General features: G+C 53.9%; 16 protein-coding genes. 11 read left to right on the top strand and 5 right to left on the bottom strand.

Features of this window, described 5'->3' with window-relative positions; all coding sequences use genetic code 11:
• Positions 1 to 29: 29 nt before the first annotated feature.
• Positions 30 to 1,493 (top strand): ribonuclease G, encoded by a 1,464-nt coding sequence (gene rng, locus AC56LW_RS05140; protein WP_499632297.1) that lies wholly within the window; start codon positions 30 to 32, stop codon positions 1,491 to 1,493.
• Positions 1,494 to 1,651: 158 nt separating this feature from the next.
• On the opposite strand, the gene AC56LW_RS05145 is transcribed toward rng, so the two are convergent.
• Positions 1,652 to 2,383, bottom strand: a complete 732-nt coding sequence (locus AC56LW_RS05145) for a transcriptional regulator domain-containing protein (protein ID WP_499632300.1) — start codon at positions 2,381 to 2,383, stop codon at positions 1,652 to 1,654.
• A 168-nt stretch (positions 2,384 to 2,551) separates the two neighbouring features.
• Between AC56LW_RS05145 and AC56LW_RS05150 the strand changes: the two genes are divergently transcribed.
• From AC56LW_RS05150 to AC56LW_RS05170, 5 genes are all read left to right on the top strand, one after another.
• Entirely contained in the window at positions 2,552 to 3,007 is a 456-nt protein-coding gene (locus AC56LW_RS05150; protein ID WP_499632303.1) for a helix-turn-helix transcriptional regulator, read from the top strand.
• Positions 3,000 to 4,796, top strand: a complete 1,797-nt coding sequence (locus tag AC56LW_RS05155; RefSeq protein ID WP_499632306.1) for a DUF3631 domain-containing protein — start codon at positions 3,000 to 3,002, stop codon at positions 4,794 to 4,796. Before AC56LW_RS05150 ends, AC56LW_RS05155 begins: the two co-directional genes overlap by 8 nt.
• A 147-nt stretch (positions 4,797 to 4,943) precedes the next feature.
• Entirely contained in the window at positions 4,944 to 6,074 is a 1,131-nt protein-coding gene (locus AC56LW_RS05160; protein ID WP_499632309.1) for a phage/plasmid replication domain-containing protein, read from the top strand.
• Between the two features lie 731 nt (positions 6,075 to 6,805).
• Positions 6,806 to 8,161, top strand: a complete 1,356-nt coding sequence (locus tag AC56LW_RS05165) for an AAA family ATPase (protein ID WP_499632313.1) — start codon at positions 6,806 to 6,808, stop codon at positions 8,159 to 8,161.
• Positions 8,162 to 8,211: 50 nt separating this feature from the next.
• Positions 8,212 to 8,865, top strand: a complete 654-nt coding sequence (locus tag AC56LW_RS05170) for an HNH endonuclease (protein WP_499632316.1) — start codon at positions 8,212 to 8,214, stop codon at positions 8,863 to 8,865.
• A 441-nt stretch (positions 8,866 to 9,306) separates the two neighbouring features.
• Here the strand turns inward: AC56LW_RS05170 and AC56LW_RS05175 are convergent, their stop codons facing one another.
• The 4 genes from AC56LW_RS05175 to AC56LW_RS05190 form a co-directional block, all read right to left on the bottom strand.
• Positions 9,307 to 9,603, bottom strand: coding sequence for a DCL family protein (locus AC56LW_RS05175; protein WP_499632319.1), 297 nt, complete (start codon positions 9,601 to 9,603; stop codon positions 9,307 to 9,309).
• A gap of 28 nt (positions 9,604 to 9,631) precedes the next feature.
• Positions 9,632 to 12,229, bottom strand: a complete 2,598-nt coding sequence (locus AC56LW_RS05180; RefSeq protein ID WP_499632322.1) for a DEAD/DEAH box helicase — start codon at positions 12,227 to 12,229, stop codon at positions 9,632 to 9,634.
• Positions 12,229 to 13,176: a HamA C-terminal domain-containing protein gene (locus AC56LW_RS05185; RefSeq protein ID WP_499632325.1), complete on the bottom strand. Its 948-nt coding sequence runs from the start codon at positions 13,174 to 13,176 to the stop codon at positions 12,229 to 12,231. The genes AC56LW_RS05180 and AC56LW_RS05185 overlap by 1 nt, the downstream gene beginning before the upstream one ends.
• Before the next feature lie 362 nt (positions 13,177 to 13,538).
• Positions 13,539 to 13,799 (bottom strand): hypothetical protein, encoded by a 261-nt coding sequence (locus tag AC56LW_RS05190; RefSeq protein WP_499632329.1) that lies wholly within the window; start codon positions 13,797 to 13,799, stop codon positions 13,539 to 13,541.
• A 133-nt stretch (positions 13,800 to 13,932) separates the two neighbouring features.
• Here AC56LW_RS05190 and AC56LW_RS05195 point away from each other — a divergent pair, with 133 nt between their 5' ends.
• From AC56LW_RS05195 to AC56LW_RS05215, 5 genes are read left to right on the top strand one after another with little or no spacing between them, the layout of a single operon-like run.
• Positions 13,933 to 14,256, top strand: coding sequence for an HVO_A0114 family putative DNA-binding protein (locus AC56LW_RS05195; RefSeq protein ID WP_499632332.1), 324 nt, complete (start codon positions 13,933 to 13,935; stop codon positions 14,254 to 14,256).
• Positions 14,257 to 14,265: 9 nt separating this feature from the next.
• Positions 14,266 to 16,680 (top strand): EcoAI/FtnUII family type I restriction enzme subunit R, encoded by a 2,415-nt coding sequence (hsdR, locus tag AC56LW_RS05200; RefSeq protein ID WP_499632335.1) that lies wholly within the window; start codon positions 14,266 to 14,268, stop codon positions 16,678 to 16,680.
• Between the two features lie 20 nt (positions 16,681 to 16,700).
• On the top strand, positions 16,701 to 19,241 hold the full coding sequence (locus AC56LW_RS05205) for a class I SAM-dependent DNA methyltransferase (RefSeq protein ID WP_499632338.1): 2,541 nt from the start codon (positions 16,701 to 16,703) through the stop codon (positions 19,239 to 19,241).
• Complete coding sequence (locus AC56LW_RS05210) at positions 19,238 to 21,925, top strand: NERD domain-containing protein (RefSeq protein WP_499632341.1); 2,688 nt, start codon at positions 19,238 to 19,240, stop codon at positions 21,923 to 21,925. The genes AC56LW_RS05205 and AC56LW_RS05210 overlap by 4 nt, the downstream gene beginning before the upstream one ends.
• Positions 21,922 to 23,589, top strand: coding sequence for a DUF7017 domain-containing protein (locus AC56LW_RS05215; protein ID WP_499632344.1), 1,668 nt, complete (start codon positions 21,922 to 21,924; stop codon positions 23,587 to 23,589). The genes AC56LW_RS05210 and AC56LW_RS05215 overlap by 4 nt, the downstream gene beginning before the upstream one ends.
• Positions 23,590 to 23,641: the final 52 nt, after the last annotated feature.

Here is a 23,641-nt window from a genome sequence, read left to right on the forward strand (position 1 = left end):
CACCCTAAACAATACGTGCGGCAGGGTCCATGAACGAAGATATTCTCATCAACATCACGCCGCAGGAAACACGCGTCGCGCTGGTCTTGCAAGGCGCGGTGCAGGAACTGCACATCGAGCGCACGCTCACGCGTGGGTTGGCGGGAAATGTCTATCTGGGCAAGGTCGTGCGCGTGCTGCCAGGCATGCAGTCGGCCTTCATCGACATCGGCCTGGAACGCGCCGCCTTCCTGCACGTGGCCGACATCTGGGAAGCGCGCAACCACGACGGCGCCAACGTTCCTCCGACCGCGATTGAAAAGCTGCTGTTCGACGGCCAGGTGCTGACCGTCCAGGTCATCAAGGACCCGATCGGCACCAAGGGCGCGCGCCTGTCGACCCAGATCTCCATTGCCGGGCGCATGCTGGTGTACCTGCCGCAAGACCAGCACATCGGCATCTCGCAGAAAATCGAAAAGGAAAGCGAGCGTGAACGCCTGCGCACGCGCCTGCAAGGCATGCTGCCGCCCGACGAAAAAGGTGGCTACATCGTACGCACGATGGCCGAAGAAGCGCCGGACGACGACCTGGCCGCCGACGTCGACTACCTGCGCAAGACCTGGGGCGCCATCGTCCAGGGCGCCCGCACCCGGCCGCCGACCACGCTGCTGTACCAAGACCTGTCGCTGGCCCAGCGCGTACTGCGCGACTTCGTGCACGACGAAACCGCCACCATCCAGGTCGACTCGCGCGAGAACTACCTGAAGCTCGTCGAATTCGCGCAGGTCTACACGCCGAGCGTACTGTCGCGCATGGCGCACTACACGGGCGAGCGTCCGTTGTTCGACCTGTACGGTGTCGAGGAAGAAATCCTGCGCGCGCTCGGGCGCCGCGTCGACCTGAAGTCGGGCGGCTACCTGATCGTCGACCAGACCGAGGCGATGACGACCATCGACGTCAACACGGGCGGCTACGTTGGTGGGCGCAATTTTGCCGACACGATCTTTAAAACGAATCTCGAATCGGCGCACGCCATCGCGCGCCAGCTGCGCCTGCGCAACCTGGGCGGCATCATCATCCTTGACTTCATCGACATGGAGAACAACGAGCATCGCAACCAGGTGCTCGCCGAGCTGAAGAAAACCCTGGCACGCGACCGCACCAAGGTCTCCGTGAGCAATTTCTCGGCGCTGGGCCTGGTGGAAATGACAAGAAAGCGCACGCGCGAATCGCTGGCCCACATCCTGTGCGAACCCTGCCCGGCCTGCTCGGGCAAGGGCCAGGTGAAAACCAGCCGCACGATCTGCTACGAAATCCTGCGCGAACTGCTGCGTGAAGCCAAGCAGTTCAATCCACGCGAGTTCCGCATCGTCGCTTCACAGGAAGTGATCGATTTGTTCCTGGAAGAAGAGTCGCAACATCTGGCCATGTTGGGGGACTTCATTGGCAAGCGCATTTCGCTGCAGGTCGAGAAGGGGTATCACCAGGAACAGTACGATGTCATTTTGATGTAATGAGATTCTTCATTAGAATCAGTAACTTATGAACTGCACTCCCGGACCCTTGACGCTAGCTACACAGCTAGCTACACAAGATCGAGAATACGGTTTTAGACTATATTAAACGACTCCTGGTAAGCGCCAGCTGCGACTAGCAAGCGGCGCGGCTACAACTATCTCTTTGACTTGTCCTGCAGATAATCCAGAGGTATCAAAGCCAGGTACTCATTTTGGACAAGACTCATTGCTCTTTTCCGATCACACGATACTCGCTTTTGGGCAGCCGATGCCTTCGTTTTGCCCGTGTACTTTTCAGGTACGAAATCCTCCGGATAAAGCACCCGGGCGGCCTCTATCTGAGGTACGCCCATATGCTCGACTGCATCGTAAGTGCGTATCCAAGTAAACAGTTTTGATTTTCGGATGCTCGGAGACTTGGCTCGAATAACGCGCGATTCGTGCGCCGGTAGCCCGGAAATCAGCCTCCTTCTCTCCGCCAATAGAAGGTTCTTCGCGTTCCATAGAAATGCATCAATCGCTGACGGCCCGGAACCTAGCGTCGCATCTAAGTCAAAAATGAGAGCAACCTCACCAGGTCGCAGGTGCGGAACGGGGTTTAGCTTGCCTTTTTGGTGAACAACCGGTGGCTCACATATTGTTTCAGCGAGCCAAACAGGACATGGCTCAACTGGTTCATAGTCAACGCGATACGACACTAAGTCACGGAGGCCATACTTAGCCGCGACTTTTTCACGCGCACTCTGCAATCCAGAGTTAAAGGCAGCCTCACTTTCCCGCTGGAAGTCGGGATTTCGGCGCAAAAATTCCCAAGCGTACGCCCGATACGGGAATTTTTGCGTATCGATATCGTACGTATCAACGTCTTTCCAGTCTGGACGTGCCACGCAACCCCCAAGTTAAATTATCTGGCGAAAGTCTATTCCAGCTTCAGCACTTACGCAAACAGATGCAACCCGCTGCCGGAATTTCTCGCAAATTACGCAGGACGATGCAACCCATCTAGATGCCTGTGATAGCGATCGAAGTGTGAAAATTCTCCTGTGGCTTGACACTTGGTCGAGCCCGATACGGAGAATGAAATGCGGTCGAAACAAGAACTAGTGCCCCAGCAGCGAGTCGACACACCTGTCGATTCCGCTGTTGTTACCAACCCAACGCTGGCCGCTGCAGTTCCGCTCGACGCGGCCTTTATGTCGATGATCCAGCGCGTACACGATACCAACGACCACACCATCCTGCGGCTCTCGGATAGCGCCAAGAAAATGGGGCGTGCAAACTCGACTTTTTGGCTGGACGTAAAGACTGGAAAGGCACCCTCCTCGATCAGCCTGGGGGAGCGCTCTGTCGGTTGGCTGAAGGCCGAGCTGGACGCAGTCCTTTGCGCCCGTGCTCTCGCAAGCCGCGCCGACATTCAACTCGACATTGAGTTGTTTGTCTCACTATTGACAGCCCCCCGGCTGTTTGCAAACGAAGGTAAGAACTCGACGGAGGGCCTGGGAAATGCGTAACCCCCTCGGATCCTCTATTTCACCTTTAAGCGAACTAGCTGCTAGGACTTCGCCATGGAGTCTCAGCGAATATTTAGCTTGCATAGCAGTACGCGATGACCATCCTTACTTGCGTACGCTCGGCTTGGGTGAAACGTCACTGACTGTTCTGGCAATTCCAACCGACGTAAGCGGAATGAACCATGACGACTCGGCGGCGTCGGTCATTTACGGGCCCGATTTTCAGCCGGCCAACGTACTCGTCATGGAGGCAGACGCAAACGGAAAATATGAAGACTTGTTCATCCCAGGCGCCCCTCTGGCTGGATGCTACGCTCGGATTGGGACCGCGTCTGCAACCATCCTAGTTGTAGAAACGTTTGCTGCAGGACTTGCGCTTAATCGTGCCACGGGTTTCGGCGTCATCGTCGCTTTGTATGCTGAGAACATTGAGAGCGTTGTTAGGCATCTAGCGCTCACCTACCCCAAAGCTACCTTGATTTTGTGTGCTGGAAAACACGAAGGGCATGACGGTCGCAACAACGTGCGGCAGCTTACCGCTGCAGCGCTCGCCATGGACTGTCTGATCGCCATTCCGAAGCCAGCCGCGTCCTTCGACAAACTACATCAAATGCACGATGAGAGTGCGGTAGCAGACGCAGTAGCAGCAGCAGAGAAACCGCTCGCTCCCTTGTTCGATCAATTAAGCCAAATGGCTGATTCTGACCTCCCTATCGCACCGATGCTCTGGCCTAATCCACTCAACGGGGCATCACTGATGTCCTCCCTGATTGCGGAACTGAAGAAGTACATTGTAATGACGCCAGAAGACTTTACTGCTATGGCTCTCTGGGTCATATTTACACATACTATCGACGTCGCGCGCGTGTCACCAGTACTAGCTATTCGGTCTCCAATCAAGCGATGCGGAAAGACGTCAGCAATGAATTTGCTTGCTGCGCTGGTGTCGAAACCGTACTCCGTGTCGAACATCAGTGCGGCAGTCTTGTATCGTCTTGTCAACAAATATTCTCCAACTTTACTTCTTGATGAATCAGATACCTACTTAGGCAACAGCGAAAAAATGATGACCGGGATATTGAACTCTGGACATACACGCACGAACGCTCAAGTAGCAAGAATGGATCAAGGAAAAGTTACGCGCTTCTCCACATTTTGTCCAAAAGCTATCGCAGGCATTGGCAACATGCCGAGCACTGTCTTGGATCGGTCAATTGTGCTCCGTTTGCGCCGTAAGCTTCCAGAAGAGCTTGTCTCAAAATTTGTGCCTCGTCAAAACGATGAAATGGTTGCGCTGCGTGCTCAGATTGCACGTTGGGCTCACGACAATCGGAGCCGCATTGCCACAATGCGGCCCGCTTCTGCAAATCTTGAAAATGACCGGTATGAAGACAACTGGGAACCGCTCCTTGCGATTGCTGAATGCTTGGGAACCGACTGGTTAGCACTGGCGTATCAAGCGGCCCGGGCCCTCTCAAGGACGCACGACGAAGTTAAGTGCAGCGGGGAAGAATTGCTGCGGGATATACAAAAGGCCTTCGATCACACTGGTATGACAAAGCTGTCAACTGCCAAGCTTATCGACGCGCTCTGCGCTAATCGCGAGGGACCGTGGTCGACATATACGAATGGAAAGCCAATTACGGCGCGCGAAATATCAAACCTGCTGTCTGATTTCGATATCGCCAGCAAAAATCTTAGATTTGATATCGGAATATTGAAGGGCTACGACCGCACCGAATTTGAAGATTCTTTTGCTCGCTACGTAAGCAGTCAGTCTTCGCCATGATGCGCTACGTCGCTACATATAACCGGCATGTTAGCCATCAAGTAAACGCTAGCACTATAGTAGTTCGGATTTGTTCACAATTTAAACTCAACAATCACGGAATGGGCTGTTCCATATTGGCCCTACATTTACAGCTAAGGTAGCAACATGCACGCCGCTAACATCCACATTGACAAGATCCGTATAACTGCGCAATGGACCCACAAACCAACAGGTAAGCCACACTACTTTGAGCAGGAGGATTTTGGCTTATTGCCGTCAGGTAGCGCCACTGCAAACCAGAAGACATTAAAAGATGGCGGTAAGGAAGCCTACATCAAGTCAAAAGGAATTGACGATTATGGCGTTGCACACCTGATCGAAATCCACTGTTGCCCTCCACTCGTCCTGCAGAAGCATAACCTCTTCGGCCATTGCGTACTGCAGGACTATGTATACACGATATTGGACCTTCTCACTAAACGCTTGGGCCTCCCGGTTGATCGTTCACAGCGTGAGGAGTGGAAAAATGGCGATGTGTCGATTACGGAAATCCATTTAACCGGAAACTTCATCTGTCCTCGGACTGCAGTGCTGCCCATCATTGATGCAATCGATGGCGCCTACACAACCGGCAAATGGCGCGCAGAGCCCACATCGATCACCTTGCACGGTGCGAAAAAACGCAGGTCCAAAAGTCACGCGTTGACCATTTACGATAAGGCAATCCAGATGGCGACCATGTTTAAGACTTCAAATGGCGGCAAGAAGCCAGGGAAATATCAATCATTACTGATTAACGAAGCCAAACGAGGCATCAGAGCGGAGATCAAACTGTACTCGGAGGAACTGAAGTATCTTCAACTTGGCCTTGTCCGCCGCTGGGACGGGGTTGACGTGCCTGAGCTGTTTTTCCAGTTCCTCAACAAGTACCGTGTGACTCATTGTATTCAAAGGTTGCTGACTGATGATGAGATCGAAATTCTTTCCAGAGCTGAGCGCAGAATCTACACCCTTTGGTTAAATTATGTGAACTTGGAGAACCACTATTGCCGTACGAGTCTATGGAAGTATGCCAAGGCCATTGAAGACAAGGTCAACATCGATATCCGCGCCCGCCGCCCAGATAAGTTAACCCCTGTGGAAACCAGCATGATCTTCAATCCCGAGGGGGTCTTACCCATACCGGCGTGGGCAATTGGGACTGAGTATTATTCGCCGGCGTACTCAGTCGCATCCTCTAAGCAGGGCCGAGGTATCAGCAATGTACGTATTCCGGACGGCGAACTGGATGACTGAACTATGCAGGTGCCCACACAGCACATGCCCGCTGTTCTGTAGCGCTGTAGCGGCGTACGGCCATTGCTCCAAAGTTCCGGCGTCCATCGCCTCATAGTAAATGTATTGGCACAGCGACCGAGGTCGAAGTATTCGGCGGTAGCCGATCGCGCTATTGTCTTGTCGAGGGCACATCATGCCAATGCAGATGGGCTAACACGGACCTACTCCTGCCAAAGGAAATCGCTGTTGTAAGGCTGGTTTCTGGCGTCCCGGTCCGAGTAAGATTGATGGACAGATGTGCCGTGCCCGTAACCCCACGCACCAGCCAAGCTGACACTACCACGGCCGACACAGGGCTTAGGCGGTGTAAACGCTCAGCGAAGTGTAAAGCGATTTTCAACAGGCATGCAAAAGCCGTACAATACACCCTCAAACCCGTCCGACATGTTGTTAGAGCCATCCATTGCTTAATTTGGCTGTAGTTTCCATCGGCGGGCAGGCTACTATGGCGTATATTGATTTAATTGCTGAAGCAACAGGACTAGACCATTGATGAGACTGTTGTCAAAGAGGTTTTTCATCAACCTCGACTTAGCGCTTATATTCGCGGCGTGCTTGAAGCGCCTCATGACGCCACAAAGGTTGGCTTTGGGATTGAGAACATATATAGACAGAAAAGTAAAATTAGAATTAGCTCGCTAAGTCTATGCCATTGAAACCTTTGCCTTAGATAATCAGGATATAGATATATGAGAATTTCCAAATTAGAGTTGCATAACTTTCGGAAGTACAAGGAGGCAGCTCTTCATTTCAACGCAAGGTTCAACGTCCTGATTGGAAACAACGGCAAAGGCAAGACAACGGTCCTTGATGCGCTTGCGATATTGCTGAACACGTACTTCCAAGGCAGTAAACTGACGACAGGCGGTGGTACGATTAGAGGAGCTGACGCTCGCGCGGTTTTTGTAGACGTCAATGGGGAGGTTTTCCGTGAAGTGCTTCCAGACGTCTGGATCGAAGCGGTCGCGGAAATGGAGGATACACCTATTACATGGCGGCGTGATATCGGCGACCGTGGAGGGAAAGCGAAGGAATTTGTTAAGAAAGGCCAAGAAAAGCGAAGCGAGTTGAGCAATGATAGCTCTAGCGATGTTGACTTACCGCTACTTCTATATTATGGCGCCGGACGCCTTTGGGATAAACATGATGACGTCGTTTCGGACAGTCCATCATCGAGACTCTCTGCTTACAGATATTGCCTAGATCCAAAATCGGACCATAAAGCCTTCGAGAAATGGTTTAAACGCATGACGCTGGCCAAGCTCCAAAAGGGAACGGATTCCGATGCTTTAAAAGTGGTTGCAACTGCAGTTACTTCGTGTATTCCAGGTGCGCAAGATTTCTATTACGATGCCGCATACGACCAGTTAATGATTAAGCTCGAACATGAGGGCTTAATGCAATTCGATGACCTAAGCGATGGATATCGTAACATGGTCGGCATCGTCGCAGACATTGCTCACCGGGCGTCAAGACTAAATCCACATCTCAAGGATGAAGCTGCCACTAAGACTAAGGGAATAGTTTTAATCGATGAGATTGATCTGCATTTACATCCAAAATGGCAGCGCCGAGTAGTTTCGGACCTTAAGTCAGCGTTCAAGGAATTGCAGTTTATTGTGTCATCGCATTCTCCGTTCATATTGCAGTCTCTTGCACAAGGGGAAGTTATCGACCTCGGACGAGAATTGTCCCCTTCTGAAGACAAATTGGTGCCGGATGGGGTCGCTGCACCGCAGGCAGAAGCACTGTATGCCAATCGTTCGCTTGAAGATATAACTGAAGAGGTGATGAAAATTCCGGTGCCTCAACGGGGTGAGCGCTATCAAAAAATGTATGACACGGCGATAGAATATTACCGGCTACTGGAGGAGGCAAACGGCGACCCCGGTGATAAGCGCCTCGCAGAGATTCAAACGAAGCTGGACCAGCTAACAAGTCCATTTAGTGGAAACGTTGCATATCACGCGTTCCTCGAAATGAAACGGCTGGGCTCGCGTGCTGGTGAGACGCTGCAGCCGAATCCGGAGGCTGACGAAAAATGAGGCCAGTGATCCGGGGCCCTTGGCCTGAGAACGTCGATGGAACCCCAGTAGTGTACACCGCGTATTCCATGGCAAGAGGCACACTTATCAAACGTCTTGGCGAGTGCTGTTCCTACTGTGAAGTCCATCTAGACACAAGTTTAGCCGTAGAACATGTAAGACCTAAGAAGCCACCTGGCGCGACGGTCAATGATTTAACTCGTGAACTGAGCTGGGACAATTTTCTCCTTGCATGCACAAATTGCAATAGCATAAAAGATAACCAGGACGTGGTGATTGACGATTATTTATGGCCAGATCGGGACAACACATTTCTGGCGATCATTTACAAGGTCGGAGGTATAGTTGAGGCTGCTCCGGGAAGCGATCAATTGCGAGCCCAACGCACGATTGAGTTGGTCGGCCTAGACAGAATACCCAGCGATCATCATCAAGAGAACGAGGCATCGGACCGCCGCTGGAATAACCGCCGTGAGGCATGGGACATTGCTACAGAATCTAAAAAAAACCTAGCCGAGCAAGATACAGCGGTTATGCGCCGCCAAATTGCGTTGCAAATTCAAGGTTTTTGGTCTATATGGATGACAGTATTCAAAGATGATTCGGATATGCTAAATCGCATTATTGACCGCATACCTGGCACGGCCAAACATTGCTTTGATGCTGCCAGTCGCTATAGTGCCATTACCAGAGTCGCACCGTAGAGTCATTGAAATGCTGCGTTGGCCGACGCTTTAAGCCGTCGAAAACATCGTACATGCTTATTTCACATCGTTGGAAGTCGGTGAAGCTTTCTCAGTAAATAGCAAGGCTTTGGCTCCGCGGGATGACGAACAATAGGCTGAGTCAGAATTACATCCTTTTGTATAAATGTTGATGATAGCGAATCTATTAGATGCTATTACAACCATGCGTGGGTTGGCGTCGCAACCGCGAATATACGATATTTCGCGGTTGTCGCGTGACCGTGTTACAAACTCTATCTGATTACTGACTATCGATAATAGTGGCTTTTCGCTAACCGGCGACTTGCAAGTGTTTGTGCATTTGAATCGCCCGGGTTCTGTGGTGGCTCAAGTCTAAGGAGGCATTTTTTGCTGTCTACAGAAAAAATAACCTTCACTTAGACTGTATCGATGAGCTCGTCAAGAGCTATGAATGGATGCAGTGATAGAAAACTTTTCAGTGCTTCCATCGGGGCGATTTAGCCAAAAGCATTTGGTCCCAAAGTCGGCACTTCTTACGCTGAAATGAGTTATTCCACTCCCGATTTTTGTGGCGGCCTTAGGATGGTTTTCCAGGGCTGCACGTAAAACTACAGCGTCTTCCGCACTAACTCGATCACCGACATCATATCTGTACAACATCTCCCTTAAATATGATACTGCATCGCCTCGTTTGTCGAACTGCAAAGGGCCTAATTTTATGGGTTTTGCTGGCATGAAGTTCCTCCGTGCTCTTAGAAGAGCGTCACTCAAAATCCTTTAATAGGATCAGGGAATTATGAATCTCGCGAATGATAACCGCTGGGATATCCAATGCCTGCAACTGATTTCTTCGATCATGAATCCATGCAATGCATTCGTCCCTACTAAGATCGTCGCGAGCGATCTTTTCATATAGAGCTACTGCACTCATACGAGACATTCCTAGCTCCATCAATGAGAGAAGTGTCAAAGAGGACACGCCAAACTCAAGCTGCATTGCAATATCCAAGCCCTCTTCGATAAGATCTTCACGATCAATCTCGCGAAGATATGAGTGGAGCACATCCATGTAAGCGGAGAAATACTTTGGGGCCTTGAATCGCGCGATCTGCTCGACTAGATCCATCGTACCTCTGATTAATTCTGGAAGCCTGAAGCTTTTACCCACACTCTCGTGCCATTCGATACTGTCGCGGATGATTCTAGCAAGAGAATACCCTTTTAACCATTTGACGACAATTAAAGCATACAGCCTAATGCGGCTATTTGGGGAAAAGGCTGGAAACACGTGCTCATCAACCCTTCCCATAATTGTTACGAACCGGTCATAGCTATCGTTGCTAGATACTTCGGCAGGAAGTAAGTTTTCGACATTACCGGTATAACGACGGAAAGCATCGAGAAGACGTTGAAGTCCAATCGCACTTACCCCAGGATGTCTAGTTGCCAAATCTACACTTATGGTGATATTTCGTGCAATTTGATCCAGTGTGAGGTCCAGCTTCTCAATCGTAGTAGGGTTATGGCGCTTAGCGAAAGTCGCGTCAGCGACAGAGCCGAGTCGCATGAAAGTAGTTAGTAAGTAGGCTCCTACTTGCTCGAACTTATCAGCGTCCTCAATCTCAGCAAAATCTGCTTGTGCACGCTGCGAAAGGTAGTCAACCATTTCGTCGCCGCGCTCTAGGACGGCGTCACTCTCGCGTTTGATAGGATAGCGAGCGCGATTAGGAACACCATCAGGCCAAGCATCTGTGTTCTCTGGATCGATGCAAATGATGTTGCCCTGGAACTCGTCCCCCCATCTTCCTGCGCGCCCGGCTAGGTTCCAGAAGTCGTGAGGCTCCATCGGGTGCCCCTTCCCCTTGCGCGGTCCGCGCACTACAATCGTTCGACAGGACAGGTTAACACCTTCAATCAACGTCGAAGTACAAACCAGCACCCGGAGCTTCCCTATGCGGAAAAGCCTTTCTATCTCCAGTCGCAACAAAGCTGGCATATTGCCATAATGAAAGGCTACCCCAAGTTCGACCAATGGGGCAAGACGGAAGTCCTGGTGCACACCCTTTCGTGCGAGTTCGGCAAGCTGCGAGAGCTCTACATCTACGCAGTCCAGGTCTGGTAAGAGTTGGCTAATCAGTTCTGCGACCTCCTCAGCCTCACCTGCCCCATTTGCGTATACGAGAGTTCCTCCTCTTTCGCCCACAGCCGCGGCTATGAATGCAAGGCGTTTTTTTAAACCGGCCGGTGTGCTAGCTAGCTGTAAAGTACCAAGTGGAAGTTCTAATCCGTGCTGGCGGAGGTTGAGTGCCCAAAGCTTTGATTTTCTCGGGACTTGGCGCGCAACGATAAGATTCTGCAGGACAGTCGTGGCATCAGTATCGACTGCGACCTTTTTAACCCCATTAGGTGCGTCTGCAAGTAATTCTTCCGGGTTCTGGGTGGCCGGGCTAATAAACACAGCTTTGAGCTTCGGATTGGCGCGTGTGAGACGCTCGATAGCATCTTGCAAAATCACGCCCCGCTGGTTGTCACCTATTTTATGAGCCTCATCAACAATAAGTAGGTCAACAGAAAATTTATCGGCCAGTATATTGGCGAGAAGATGTAAACGTTCTTGCGTGAATACCAGAACAATCCTCGGCCCACCGGCTCTAGCAGCTTCGTACTTATCGCGCAACGGAAGAGAGGACACGTCGATTTGCTCGATGTCTTCAAGAAGCACTCTGAGGTTAGTTTCTATCTCTGATACTAATGCACGGGTTGGTGCAAGATAGACAGCGACTTGAGTATTCTTTGTATATAGTTGATCAACCAGCCACTGGAGCACTAGAAAGGTTTTGCCGGAGGCGGTTGGTGCAGATGCCGAAAGCCAGCGGGCTGTGCTGGCATTAGTCCAGAACCGTTCCTGGAAGTCATTTACTTGGAGCCATTTCCCGCTGGACTCGATTAAAACTGATCTGTCCATCTCCCGGCGCTGAGCCTCAATACGTAATGCCACGCCGAGGCGCCCATCTAGGTCGGGCTCTAGTAACCCTCTACTGTTAGCTAAAGCGATAGCTCGGAAGTTGGAGAGCTTGCCTAATAGCACCGCACCCGCATCCTTGTATGTTTTATTAGGCGTTAAGGCCATCGCAGCAGTCCCGACCCGAAGCGCTGCTTCTTGATAAACCCTCTCCTCGGAACGCGCAAAAATACTGCCGGCCAGCAATAAACTGGGCCAGTCAATCTTCTCGAGAACAGAAACCGGTGACTCGGGGATAAGATTATCTAACTCGGCGCGGACCGTAAGACGAGTGATTAAATCGAGATCTTCTCGAATACCCTGTTGTAGCAGCCATGATTGCAAATCGAATAGACTCATTATTCTTTAATTCCCATCGCCCTAAGAAAAGAAGAACGAAAGCCGTCTGCAGATGGCAGAGGAATACAAAAAACCTGAATCTCCATTTGATCTAGTTTTTCTAGCGCAATGCGTTTTCCAATGGTGCTACTCCATCCGGCAAGCGCAGTTCGCGATGCCTGCACTATTTCTTCTGCAACAGCCTTTGCGTTATCTTTTGGATAAAACGGTGCATCGAATCCAACTAGGGCAACCCCGCAATATTGAACACGTTTGGACATCACCGATGATTTATCAAAATACTTTTTAAGCGCCTCGATTAGTGAAGGGTCGCCTAGGTCGGCCTTGTCGCTAAGGAGTAACAAATCGCGCTCTCGCCCGGCCTCTTCACTTTCAGGTTCGATTAAAAATGGCGCTAGTGAAGTCATACAATCGCGAATGGCAGTCGTGGCGTTGTTGTAAATCTTTGACTCGCCCCAGTAGAGCTTTAGCATACCCTCGTTTGAGACTCCGGCGTACACACCATCTGCCCCATGATAATGCATTCGTGTGTCGGTCTTGAGATCCATTTTGCATAGGATCTGCGGGAGTTGTAGAAATCGCTCTGCCAATAGGAAAAGCAGCAGCTCTCCACCTTCCCCAGTTCTTGAAAGATCAGTGAAAGATCGTTTTGCTCGCTCTACCAGTTCACCGATTGCTTCGGTAGAGTTGAATTTGCTGTCGCGTTTTTTTGCTTCCGCAATTTTGGATCGGGGGATTGCATAGTTAACCACTGCGTTTCGCATGAACTCTGCCAGCCGATTTGGCTGAACCCGACCATTACCGTCCACAGATAGACAGTGGCAATGGATTTTGACCGAGTGCCCGTCAATTGAAACGTCACGGTCTACAAGCGTGAGATGAACCTCAAGTGCTTCTGGGTCGCCCGTAATAGCAGATTCGAGATCAGCCGTGGTAATAGTAGACAAATGGCCCCCGTTGATGGCCCCGAACGTGTCTCAGGGCAATATGGGAATATACTCGGGTTCAAGCTGTCGGTCCATGACTTGACGCTGACACAGATGTGGGACCTGCTCAGCTAGCGCCAACGGTTTCGCTACTATCGATAGCACACTATTGTCGCTAGTTAGCAGTTTGATCCGCTGCTAGTCGTGTTATAGACACGTTACGTTCTTTGCATGTTCGCCACCCCAGAGCGCTACGCCGGCAGCGTCCACGCAAGCCTGATACCAAATTATTTGGTTGTACTCGCGCGGCCGTTGAAGAATTGCCTCGTGGACGCGCTGTCAAACGCCAGCTTGCATGTATTCATGGAGCTGGCGCCGACCAGTCATCCCACCACTTGGGCCGAGTTCGCGCTGAAGATATCCCACGGTATTACGGTTTTGAGCACAACAGGGTCCGGTAAGGATCGTACGGCCGGCCTTTGACACGTTGCCGTCTGTCTTTCGGCGATCTGTGTCGGGCGGGATCTAGCTGCTACATGCGGGCCGTAGTGGTCTTCCGCCAATTGCTGCAGCTGGGCTAACTTGAAGTGGATGGCGACGGCGCGGGCGAGATAGGCGTCGATGGCAGTGGGCTTGGTGTTCATTATGAGGCTCCACGGTTGGTGGATGACGCCACTATTCACGCGATCAAGAAGCAAAGCTTTTTTCCGTCAAGAACTGGTTGCAGTTGTGCCACATTGATAAAATGGGAACCTCATGCCGATCAGGACATACGATATGAAGCGCTGCATTGTTGGTATTCGTCGTCCTGTTGAATCGCAGGGGCGCAGTTGTTCAAAAGATGTGCCGACGGTCTGGTTTCCGTCGATGGCCACTATGGATGCGGTGCTTTCGGAGGACAACCAATTTCTGCTGCGCCTCATCCGTGACAAGCAGCCCAAGTCGTTGACCGAGTTGGCGGAGCTCACCGGGCGCCAAGTACCGAATTTGTCGCGCACGTTGCGGATGATGGAGAGCTATGGCTTGGTGGCACTCAAGAAGAACGTACGCGAAATCGAGCCAATGGCGCTGGCGACCAGTTTCAAGATCCTGATTGACTAAGGGGCGAAGATGAAAGGGGATGCAATGCGAGATAGCGTGATCACCGAAGCAGACACCTGCCGCGAATTCGTCACGCCCCGATTGGTCGAGGCTGGCTGGGGCGCTGCTCCACACGCTATTGGCGAACAGCGCACTTTCACCAATGGTCGCATCATCGTGGCTGGGGGTAAAGTGCGGCGCGGACAATTGAAGCGGGCCGACTATTTGCTGTATCACCGGCGTGACTACCCCCTGGCCGTCGTGGAGGCCAAGGAAATTGGTCTTCCCGCCGAAACAGGTGTGCAGCAGGCTCGCGAATACGCTGAGATCCTCGGCCTCAAGTTCGCGTACGCGACCAATGGCCACCGCATCATCGAGATCGATTACACCACCGGCACCGAGCGCGAGGTAGACCGCTATGCGTCGCCCGATGAGCTGTTTGCCCGCCTCGCAGCAGCTACCCATCTGCCGCAAGACGCCGCTGCACATGTGTTGGAACCGTTCAATCTGATCTCCGGCAAGGTGCCGCGCTATTACCAGCAGATCGCCATCAATCGGGTGATCGAAGCGATCTTGCTGGGGCAAAAGCGCATTCTGGCAACGCTGGCCACTGGCACTGGCAAGACCTGCGTCGCCTTCCAGATCTGCTGGAAGTTGTGGAACAGCCGCTGGAACCGGACCGGAGAGTACCGCCGTCCGAAGATTTTGTTCCTGGCTGACCGCAACATCCTGGTTGACGATCCGATGGCCAAGATGTTCGCCCCCTTTGGCGACGCTCGGCACAAGATCGCTGGCGGCGATACCAGCCAAAGCCGGGACATGTATTTCGGCATCTACCAGGCGCTGACAACTGCCAGCGCAGATGTGTTCCGGCAGTACCGCCCTGACTTTTTCGATCTCATCGTCATCGATGAATGTCATCGGGGCTCTAGCCGTGACGAAAGTGCCTGGCGCGCGGTGCTCGACTATTTCGAGCCCGCAGTTCAGTTTGGCATGACGGCCACACCGTTGCGCGAAGAGTCTCGCGACAGCTACGAGTACTTCGGCAATCCGGTCTATACCTATAGCCTGCGCCAAGGCATCGAAGATGGTTTCCTGGCCCCGTACCGCGTGCACCGTGTCATCACGACGGTCGATGCCGCAGGCTGGCGGCCGAGCAAGGATGAGTTGGACCGTTATGGCCGCGAAGTGCCTGATGACGAGTACCAGACCAAGGATTTCGAGCGCGTCGTGGCCCTTCGTTCCCGCACAAGGGCGATGGCGAGGCATCTGACCGACCTACTCAAAGGCACCGACCGCTTTGCCAAGACCCTGATTTTTTGCGTCGATCAGGAACACGCGGCCGAAATGCGACAGGAGTTGCTCAACCTGAACAGCGATCTCGTCAAGCAGTACCCCGATTATGTCTGCCGTGTGACTGCCGATGAAGGTGCCATCGGCCTCACCCATCTGTCGCACTATCAAGACGTGGACAAGTCCACGCCCGTCATCCTGACTACGTCTCAACTGCTGACCACCGGCGTTGATGCCGAGATGGTGAAGAACGTGGTGCTGGCGCGCGTCGTAGGCTCCCGTTCTGAGTTTAAGCAGATCGTGGGCCGCGGCACGCGACTCAAGGTCGATTACGGCAAGGAATACTTCAACATCATCGACTTCACCGGCACGGCCACCAGCCACTTTGCCGATACGGACTTCGATGGTGATCCTGCGCGGATCGACGAAGTGATCATTGATGAAGCCGGGAAGCAGGTGGGCATCACTGAGACTGAGGTTGAAGCGCCGCAGGTAGATGTGCCGCTGGAGTACAAGCTTCCCGAGGAGCAGATCGGCCCAGGCACCGGCATCATCATCGCCGAGCCACCTGTCGAGCCGCGCAAGTTCTATATCGACGGCGGTGAAGTCGAAGTCATCGGCCACTTGGTCTATGACCTTGATACCGATGGCAAAAAGCTGCAGGTGGTGAAGTACACCGACTACTCCGGCCGCGCCGTGCGCACGCTTTATCCCACGCGCGAGGCACTGCAATCGGCCTGGGCGAACCCCGATACCCGCTCTGAAGTGCTGCGCGAACTGACTGAACGCGGCATTAGCTTCGCGGAGCTGGCCAGCAGCAGTGAGCAGCCTGACGCAGATCCCTTTGACCTGCTGTGCCACTTGGCCTGGAATGCACCACTGCTGACCCGCCGCCAGCGTGCTGAAGCCGCCAAGCGCAAGTCGCAAGACCTGTTCGCCCAGCATGGTGACATAGCCCGCGAAATCCTCACGCTGCTCCTCGACCGTTACGTCGAGCGCGGCATCCTGCAATTCAATGCACTGTCCGAGCTGATGAAGATCCAACCCTTCGACCGTTACGGCAGTCCTTCCGAGATCGCCACCCGTCACTTCGGCGGTGTGCGCGGCATGAAGGACGCTGTCTCCCGGCTGCAGACCGCGCTATACCAATAACGAAACGAGAACCGCATACAATGGCCAAATCTGCCACCACGGGCGAGAAAAAGACCCGCGCGCCACGCAAAGCCAAGGCACCGCTCACCACCCGTGAAAACCTGTCGGCCCTGATCGGCAGCGCCCGCAAGATCCTACGCAAGGACAAGGGTCTCAATGGCGACGTGGATCGTCTGCCCTTGCTCACCTGGGTAATGTTTCTCAAGTTCCTCGACGACCTTGAAGCGGTCCATGAGGAGGAAGCCGAGCTCGACGGGAAGCGCTATCAGCCCATCATCGAAGCCCCTTACCGGTGGCGCGACTGGGCTGCCCGTGATGACGGCATCACCGGTGACGAACTGCTGACGTTCATCAGCCAGGAAACAGCCATCCGTGTCGATGGCACGGTCGGCAAGGGCCTGTTTGCCTACCTGCGTGGCCTGGCTGGCGACGGAGAAAAAGGCAGCCAACGAGAGGTCATTGCCAACGTATTCAAGGGCGTGCAGAACCGCATGGTCAGCGGATACCTGCTGCGCGACATCATTAACAAGATCAACGGCATTCACTTCAGCGCCAGCGAAGAAATCCATACCCTCTCGCACCTGTACGAGTCGATGCTGCGCGAAATGCGTGATGCCGCTGGCGATTCCGGTGAGTTCTATACCCCGCGCCCGGTCGTGCGCTTCATGGTGCAGGTCACCGACCCGCGGCTGGGTGAAACAGTGCTTGACCCGGCCTGTGGCACCGGCGGCTTTCTAGTTGAGGCCTACGACCACATCGCGCCACAGGTCAGCACTCCCGACCAACGCCGGGTATTGCAGCAGGACACCCTGTTCGGTCAGGAGGCCAAACCGCTGCCCTACATGCTGGTGCAGATGAATCTGCTGCTGCACGGCCTGGAAGCCCCGCAGATCGCCTACGGCAACACGCTCGAGCGCCGGGTCAATGAGATCGGCCACAGCGAGCGGGTGGACGTCATCCTCACCAACCCGCCCTTCGGCGGCGAGGAAGAGGCCGGCATCAAGGCCAACTTCCCGCCCAATATGCAGACGGCGGAAACCGCGCTGCTGTTCCTGCAGTACATCATGCGCAAGCTGCGCGTAGCCGGTGCACCAGTGCCCGGCGGCAAGCCAGCGGAGCGCAGTGGCCGCGCCGCCGTGGTCGTACCCAATGGAACCCTGTTTGGCGACGGCATCAGCGCCGTCATCAAGGAGGAAATGCTCAATGAGTTCAAGCTTCACACTATTGTGCGCCTTCCCCAAGGGGTGTTTGCGCCTTACACCGACATCCCGGCCAACCTGCTGTTCTTTGAACGCGGAGGCCCCACCGACACCATCTGGTACTACGAACTGCCGTTGCCTCCAGGGCGCAAGAAGTACAGCAAGACAGCGCCCCTGCAGTTTGAGGAATTTGCCCCGGTTTTGGTATGGTGGACCGCTCGCGAAGAAGGCCCGCAAGCCTGGAAACTGGATTTTGCGGCCAAACGTGCCGCCGCCGTTGAGGCCGCCACGCCGCACCGGCAGCGGGCGGAAAGCGAACGCAATGCCGCTATCGCGCTGGGCAAGCCCATTCGAGAGTTGGAGCAAACCATCCAGGCTGCTGCCAATGGCCAGAAGGCTGAACTGCAAGACCGCCTGAAATTACTTAAGAGCGAGCAACAGGCCCATGAACAGGCTGCTAAGTCGGCGCAGGCCGAGGGTGATGCGCTGTACTGGCCGATCTACAACCTCGATATCAAGAACCCGAGTGCTGGACGCTCCCTAGAAGATGTAGCTCCATCCGCAGTCATTGAAAGAATCTTCAAGCGCGAGGACCAGATCGCCAGACTTTTCATGAGCAACGACATCAACTTGTCGCCTGGTAACGAGAATGAATCGAATTTGCTTCGGCTTCGTTCACTTGCCAATAAAGTTCAAGTAATAAAGGCAAGTCTGGAGTCAATCGAAAATGATGGAGATGTGCTGCTCGCCGTCAGTTTCCGTGATGCCATTGCCAACGCCCCGCTGCGACCGATGTCAGAGGTCGCGCCGCTGGTGCGGCGCGAGGTGACCATCGATCTGGAAGCCAGCTACACCGAACTGGGTGTGCGGAGTTTTTACAAAGGCACTTTCCATCGCCGCACGGTCGCTGGTTCGGAGTTCACTTGGCAAAAGATGTTTCATGTGGAAGAAGGTGATCTGATCTTCAGCAACATCATGGCGTGGGAGCAGGGCATTGCCCTCGCTAAGCCAGAGGATCACGGTTGTGTCGGCAATCACAGAATGCTGACCTGTGTCGCAGACCCGGCGAAGGCCGTTCCAGGATTTCTTGCCTATTACTTCATGACGGACGAAGGGTTTGCCAAGGTCTATGCGGCTTCGCCTGGTACCGCCGCGCGCAATCGTACTCTGGTTGCCGCCAATCTGGAGGCGATTGAAGTCCCTGTACCGCCATTGCCCATCCAGCAATCCTTCTGCCTCCTGCAAGCCGAGGTCGCAGCCCTCAAAGCCAAACATGCAAGCATCCGCCCTGCCAACGCCTCCCTGCTGCCGGCAACGCTGGAGCGGGTGTTTGCTGGCGATATTCCAGGAGAGCACGAATGACCCTCCTCGTCTATGGCGAGAAGGCCAGTCGCACTCACGAAAACCAGATGCTCCAGGTCTTTCTTGAAAGGCTGGAAAACCGTTGGGCAGACAGTACCGACTGGATTGTTGCCGTTGCAAACGCAATGTGGAACGGTGCGGAAATCGACTTGGTCTGTATCCTGCCATCGGCCATCATCGTGGCCGACTTCAAGAGTTATGGCGGCACGCTGACCGGCACCGAGAACGGGCCTTGGCAGGCCGATGGCGTGATAGTCAAGGGCGGCAGGAAGGCCAACCCCTACCAGCAGCTGCGTGATAATAAGTTTTCCATGCTGGATTGGTTGCAATCCAAGGCGCTGCTGTCCGGGCGCAACCTGGGTCATATCTCTGCCGGTGTCATTTTTTCAGGTGGAATTAAAGATCAGTTGGAACTTCCCTCTAAGGTTCGCTCTTGGTTCTACCCGTCGGATTTGGCCAACTGCGCCGTCATGCTCGATGGCCTGTCGTCACCCGAGTTGAGGATTGCTCGCGACGAAGCGCTGGAGATCGTCCGCAGGCTGGGCGTTCAACCGATTGAATGGGCATCCAGTCGCCCACAGGTTCGCGATATTCATTTGCGTCCGGATCAACCCCAGGCGCGCACGCCGCTGACCGGACATCAACGCGAGGCCTTGCAGACCCTGAGTAGCTTCGTCGCTGCGGACGATTCTGTCAGTCTTTCAGTTTTGGGCATGACTTCGACCGGCAAGAGCCGTTTGCTTGTCGAGGTAGCGGAGGTCGTTAAAAAGGTTGGAAAGCAGGCCATAGTGCTGCAACCTAACCGGCGCCTTGCCGATAGCGCAGAGGTGGAGTCCAACAGCATCTACGGGCATCTCTACACCGGCAGCGTGAAGGGTGATGATGAACCAGAAAACGAGGCAGAACAGAAGAAGCTCAAAGTCATCCCGTTGCGCGCCTGCGATGACGAGGCCGACTGTGTCTACCTCGTGGACGACGCTCACCTGCTGAGTAACTCAAGATTCTCGACCCCTGACGGCAAACAATATGGCAGCGGCCAATTGTTGTCGGACTTCTTCGACTTCGCTGCTTTCGGCAACGGAGCGCGCAAGGTCGTTTTCTTTGGCGATCCGTATCAGATGCAGCGCGGCGGTAGCGAGGGGGCCGTGCTTTCGGGTGACTTCCAGAAGTCACGTGAACTGAAGCACCAATCGCTAGAGCTGGCGCAACTAATCGACACCACAGGTGGTTCAGCCAAACTGGCCAACGCAGTCAAGCTGGTAACCGCCATCCGTACCCAGAAATTTGCCGTGTTAGAACTGGAAACTGATGAGGGTTGCAGGATTCTCGATAAGAAGGATGCGGCTAATGAAATGGTGGATCACTTCCAAGCAGACCCAAACTCAGTCTGGTATTTGGCCGAGACACATGGCCAGGCCAACGCATTGATTCAGTGGATTCGTGAGCGCTTGCACGGCAAGAAACTCCTGGACACGGTGGAAGTGGGCGACCTGCTGGAGGTATACGTGAGCCCTGATGTGCGCGATGCATTCGGCGCACGGGTAGCTGTGCAGTCCGGGGGGCGCCTGACGGTCGCAAGCGTCGGCAAGCGTTCCGTGTACCAACAAGGGTTGAGCTGGGCAAAGAGCGGCTCGATCAAATTCCATTCCATCAGGTGTAGAGTCGAACGTCGCGATGAGATTGAACTTGAGGTGTTCGAGGAGTTCCTGCGAGCCGAAAAGCCGGAGTTGGATAAGGAGACGGCAGTAGCCGAAAGCGTCTGGCGAAATGCCGCAAAGCGCAACAGAGAGAAAGCGTTCGGCAGGAAGCAATCAGCGCTGCAGGGAATAGAGGTGCCGCCTCCGCCACCAGCCGCGCCAGATTTCACCTATGCCCGTTATGGCTATGCCTCTACGGTCCACCATGCCCAGGGCATGTCGCAGCCGATCTGCTATGTGAATTGCGATCATGCCGCAGGTCGGCACTCAGAAGGATTCTTCCGTTGGCTGTACTCGGCGCTCACTGTCGCCGAGCGTGAACTGGTTTTGTTGAATTTCACGGATATGCACCCCTTCGACGCTGCTGTTTGGAAGGCGGGTGCTGTCAAGGTGGCTGCTGACATCGCAGTGGGTGCGGGTTGGGTATTTCAGCCCAACGGAATCGCGTCCGAAAGAGATCAGCAGCGCAGCTTACCAGAGGGGCTTGACCAATCGAAAGATGTTCTCAAGTCCGTTGCAATCTGGCTTCGTGTCGTCAACGCGACAGAGCGGTTTGGCTGGCGGGTCGTAAAAGCCGCCTGTCACCCCTACCAAGAGCAATATGACCTTTCTAGTTCACAAAGCGAGTACTGTCAGTTGCGAATCGCCTACAACGGGAAAAATGTCGTCACGGCCATGCACGTGAAGGAACCCGAGCACTGGGGCTTGCTTTTCGACGTGGCTTTTGAATGCCTCTCGACGAACGACTATTCACCTGAGGCAGCCGCCTTGCTCCGATCTACAAGGTCGCGCCTGGATCAAATTGGCTGGAAGGTCGTATCTGCCGCTGAGACTTCATATCGCTTGGCAATAACGGTGGCTCGCAACCAAAATGAGCGGGCCGGAATTGAGATCAACTTCGACAAGCAGGGGCTCGTTTCCAGCTTGCGTCCGTTGACGTGCAGCAGCCCAGAGCTCGTTGAAACGATAAGGTCTGTTTTCCAATGACGTGGGCAGACGTACAAGCGCTCCGCAAATCCGGGCGTTTCCAAGAGGCTGTTGACCTTGGTCTGCGTGAGCTTGCTGACGATCCCGATGACTTCAAACTGCGGACGCAGATTGATTGGGCGTTCTATGGCCTGGTCAAGAACCATGTGTCTTCCATCGTTTCCAAGCTAAAAGGAGGGCAGCAAGCCCCCAACGCAGTTGTTAATCAAATTCATCAGGCGTTACGCTGTTACGCGCGGCAACCGAAGCGCCGGCCAGACAACGCGCTATCCAACATCTTGCGCGAGTTGTCGAAAATCGCACCACACTTTCCATTCTTCCCTGGGTTTGTGCGGTGGGTCGGATTCGACGGCCTCGCTGCGGAAGATTGGCAGTACAACCAGCTTGACGGAAATCGTTTCCCGCCGATCGCCCTTGGAATCGCCCGTGGTTTGGCGAAATGGATGAAGGCATTCCATGATGCGGCCCAAGAGGAAATTGATCTGGCGCTCGAATGGATCGGTCGCGTGCGACCAGTGGCTGAGGGTGACGACGCCTTATGGATGGACTGGGACAGAGTCTATCTGCTGCGGCGCGTCCATCGCCATGCCGAGGCGGCAGGAGTCCTTGGCCCAGTCATCAAGGCGAAGAGAAATGAGTTTTGGGTATGGGCCGAGGCGGCGAGGCTATATTCAGAGGAGCAGCCAGACCTCGCATTAGCGTGCGCGTGCCGGGCCTTGGAATGTGGTTCAGACCCTAAGTTCACTGTGAAGGTTCACCGTGAGCTTGCCCAGATGTTGGCAGAACGCGGTGAGTTTGCTCAGGCAAGCAGCGAACTGGCGTCGGTGATATCGCTTCGGCAAGAACAAGGTTGGGGAATCGATGCGGAACTTCAGGACCTTATCAACAGCAGTTGGTATGACCCGTCAGCACAAGGTGCTGAAAGGGCAAGCGACTTCTATGCCCACCATTCCCAGGACGCACTGGTATTGTGTTTCGATTCTGTGGAAGTTAAACCTGCGACCTATTTGGGAACGATCGTGCCGCAGCAGCCTAGGGATGCTGCGCCGGGAAGGAAGGCTCGGCCTCTTCCTCGTTTTGCAATACGTGAATCCAGTGGTGCATCGGTCAGTATTGTTGGCCCGGGCGTTCGCTGCAGGAATATCAAGATCGGAGATCCCGTAACGCTTGTACTCGGCAGGCAACGGGACAGTGATCGTGACGCAATTGTTCAAGTTTCGGTTCGATCGGATGGGGCCAGCTGGGATTGCACCGATTCGGGGATAGGTTTGGTAACCCGCGAGGCAGCAGATGAGAGGCGGGCAAAAGTCTTTGTTGATCGGGACCTTGAGGTTGGAATTGATGGCGACGCTTGGATCGGGTCCCAATACCCCAAAGTTGGCGAAGGCGTTCGTTTTCGGGTTACTGGAAACCGCAAGACGGGCCGAAGGGACCTTTTCGCCGTTGAACCAGGTCCTCGTCCAAATGCTGATGTTAAGGTAACAACGGGGCACTTGAAGAGGAACTCCAAGGGGTTCGCTTTTGTCGATGATGCCTTTGTTCCTCCCTTTATGGTTGAGACGGTCCTGCCGGAAGTCGATACCGTGGTTGCTGTACTTGTGTACGCGAAGCACCCGAAAGAGGATAGATACGGATGGCGCGCCGTCGCGATCAGCGCAGCCTGAAAAACGATTCCGCAGTAACTCGCGCCAGGCTCATAAGCTGGGGAGACCGGTC

It is taken from the genome of Telluria sp. LT2P80 (assembly GCF_059685955.1).

Bases quoted from the DNA above. Each gene is read 5' to 3' on its own strand.
- AC56LW_RS05210 (WP_499632341.1), top strand. From the start codon at position 19,238: ATGACCCTCCTCGTCTATGGCGAGAAGGCCAGTCGCACTCACGAAAAC.
- AC56LW_RS05155 (WP_499632306.1), top strand. From the start codon at position 3,000: ATGCGTAACCCCCTCGGATCCTCTATTTCACCTTTAAGCGAACTAGCT.
- AC56LW_RS05160 (WP_499632309.1), top strand. From the start codon at position 4,944: ATGCACGCCGCTAACATCCACATTGACAAGATCCGTATAACTGCGCAA.
- AC56LW_RS05180 (WP_499632322.1), bottom strand. From the start codon at position 12,229: ATGAGTCTATTCGATTTGCAATCATGGCTGCTACAACAGGGTATTCGA.
- AC56LW_RS05195 (WP_499632332.1), top strand. From the start codon at position 13,933: ATGAAGCGCTGCATTGTTGGTATTCGTCGTCCTGTTGAATCGCAGGGG.
- rng (WP_499632297.1), top strand. From the start codon at position 30: ATGAACGAAGATATTCTCATCAACATCACGCCGCAGGAAACACGCGTC.
- AC56LW_RS05190 (WP_499632329.1), bottom strand. From the start codon at position 13,799: ATGAACACCAAGCCCACTGCCATCGACGCCTATCTCGCCCGCGCCGTC.
- hsdR (WP_499632335.1), top strand. From the start codon at position 14,266: ATGAAAGGGGATGCAATGCGAGATAGCGTGATCACCGAAGCAGACACC.
- AC56LW_RS05175 (WP_499632319.1), bottom strand. From the start codon at position 9,603: ATGCCAGCAAAACCCATAAAATTAGGCCCTTTGCAGTTCGACAAACGA.
- AC56LW_RS05205 (WP_499632338.1), top strand. From the start codon at position 16,701: ATGGCCAAATCTGCCACCACGGGCGAGAAAAAGACCCGCGCGCCACGC.
- AC56LW_RS05165 (WP_499632313.1), top strand. From the start codon at position 6,806: ATGAGAATTTCCAAATTAGAGTTGCATAACTTTCGGAAGTACAAGGAG.
- AC56LW_RS05215 (WP_499632344.1), top strand. From the start codon at position 21,922: ATGACGTGGGCAGACGTACAAGCGCTCCGCAAATCCGGGCGTTTCCAA.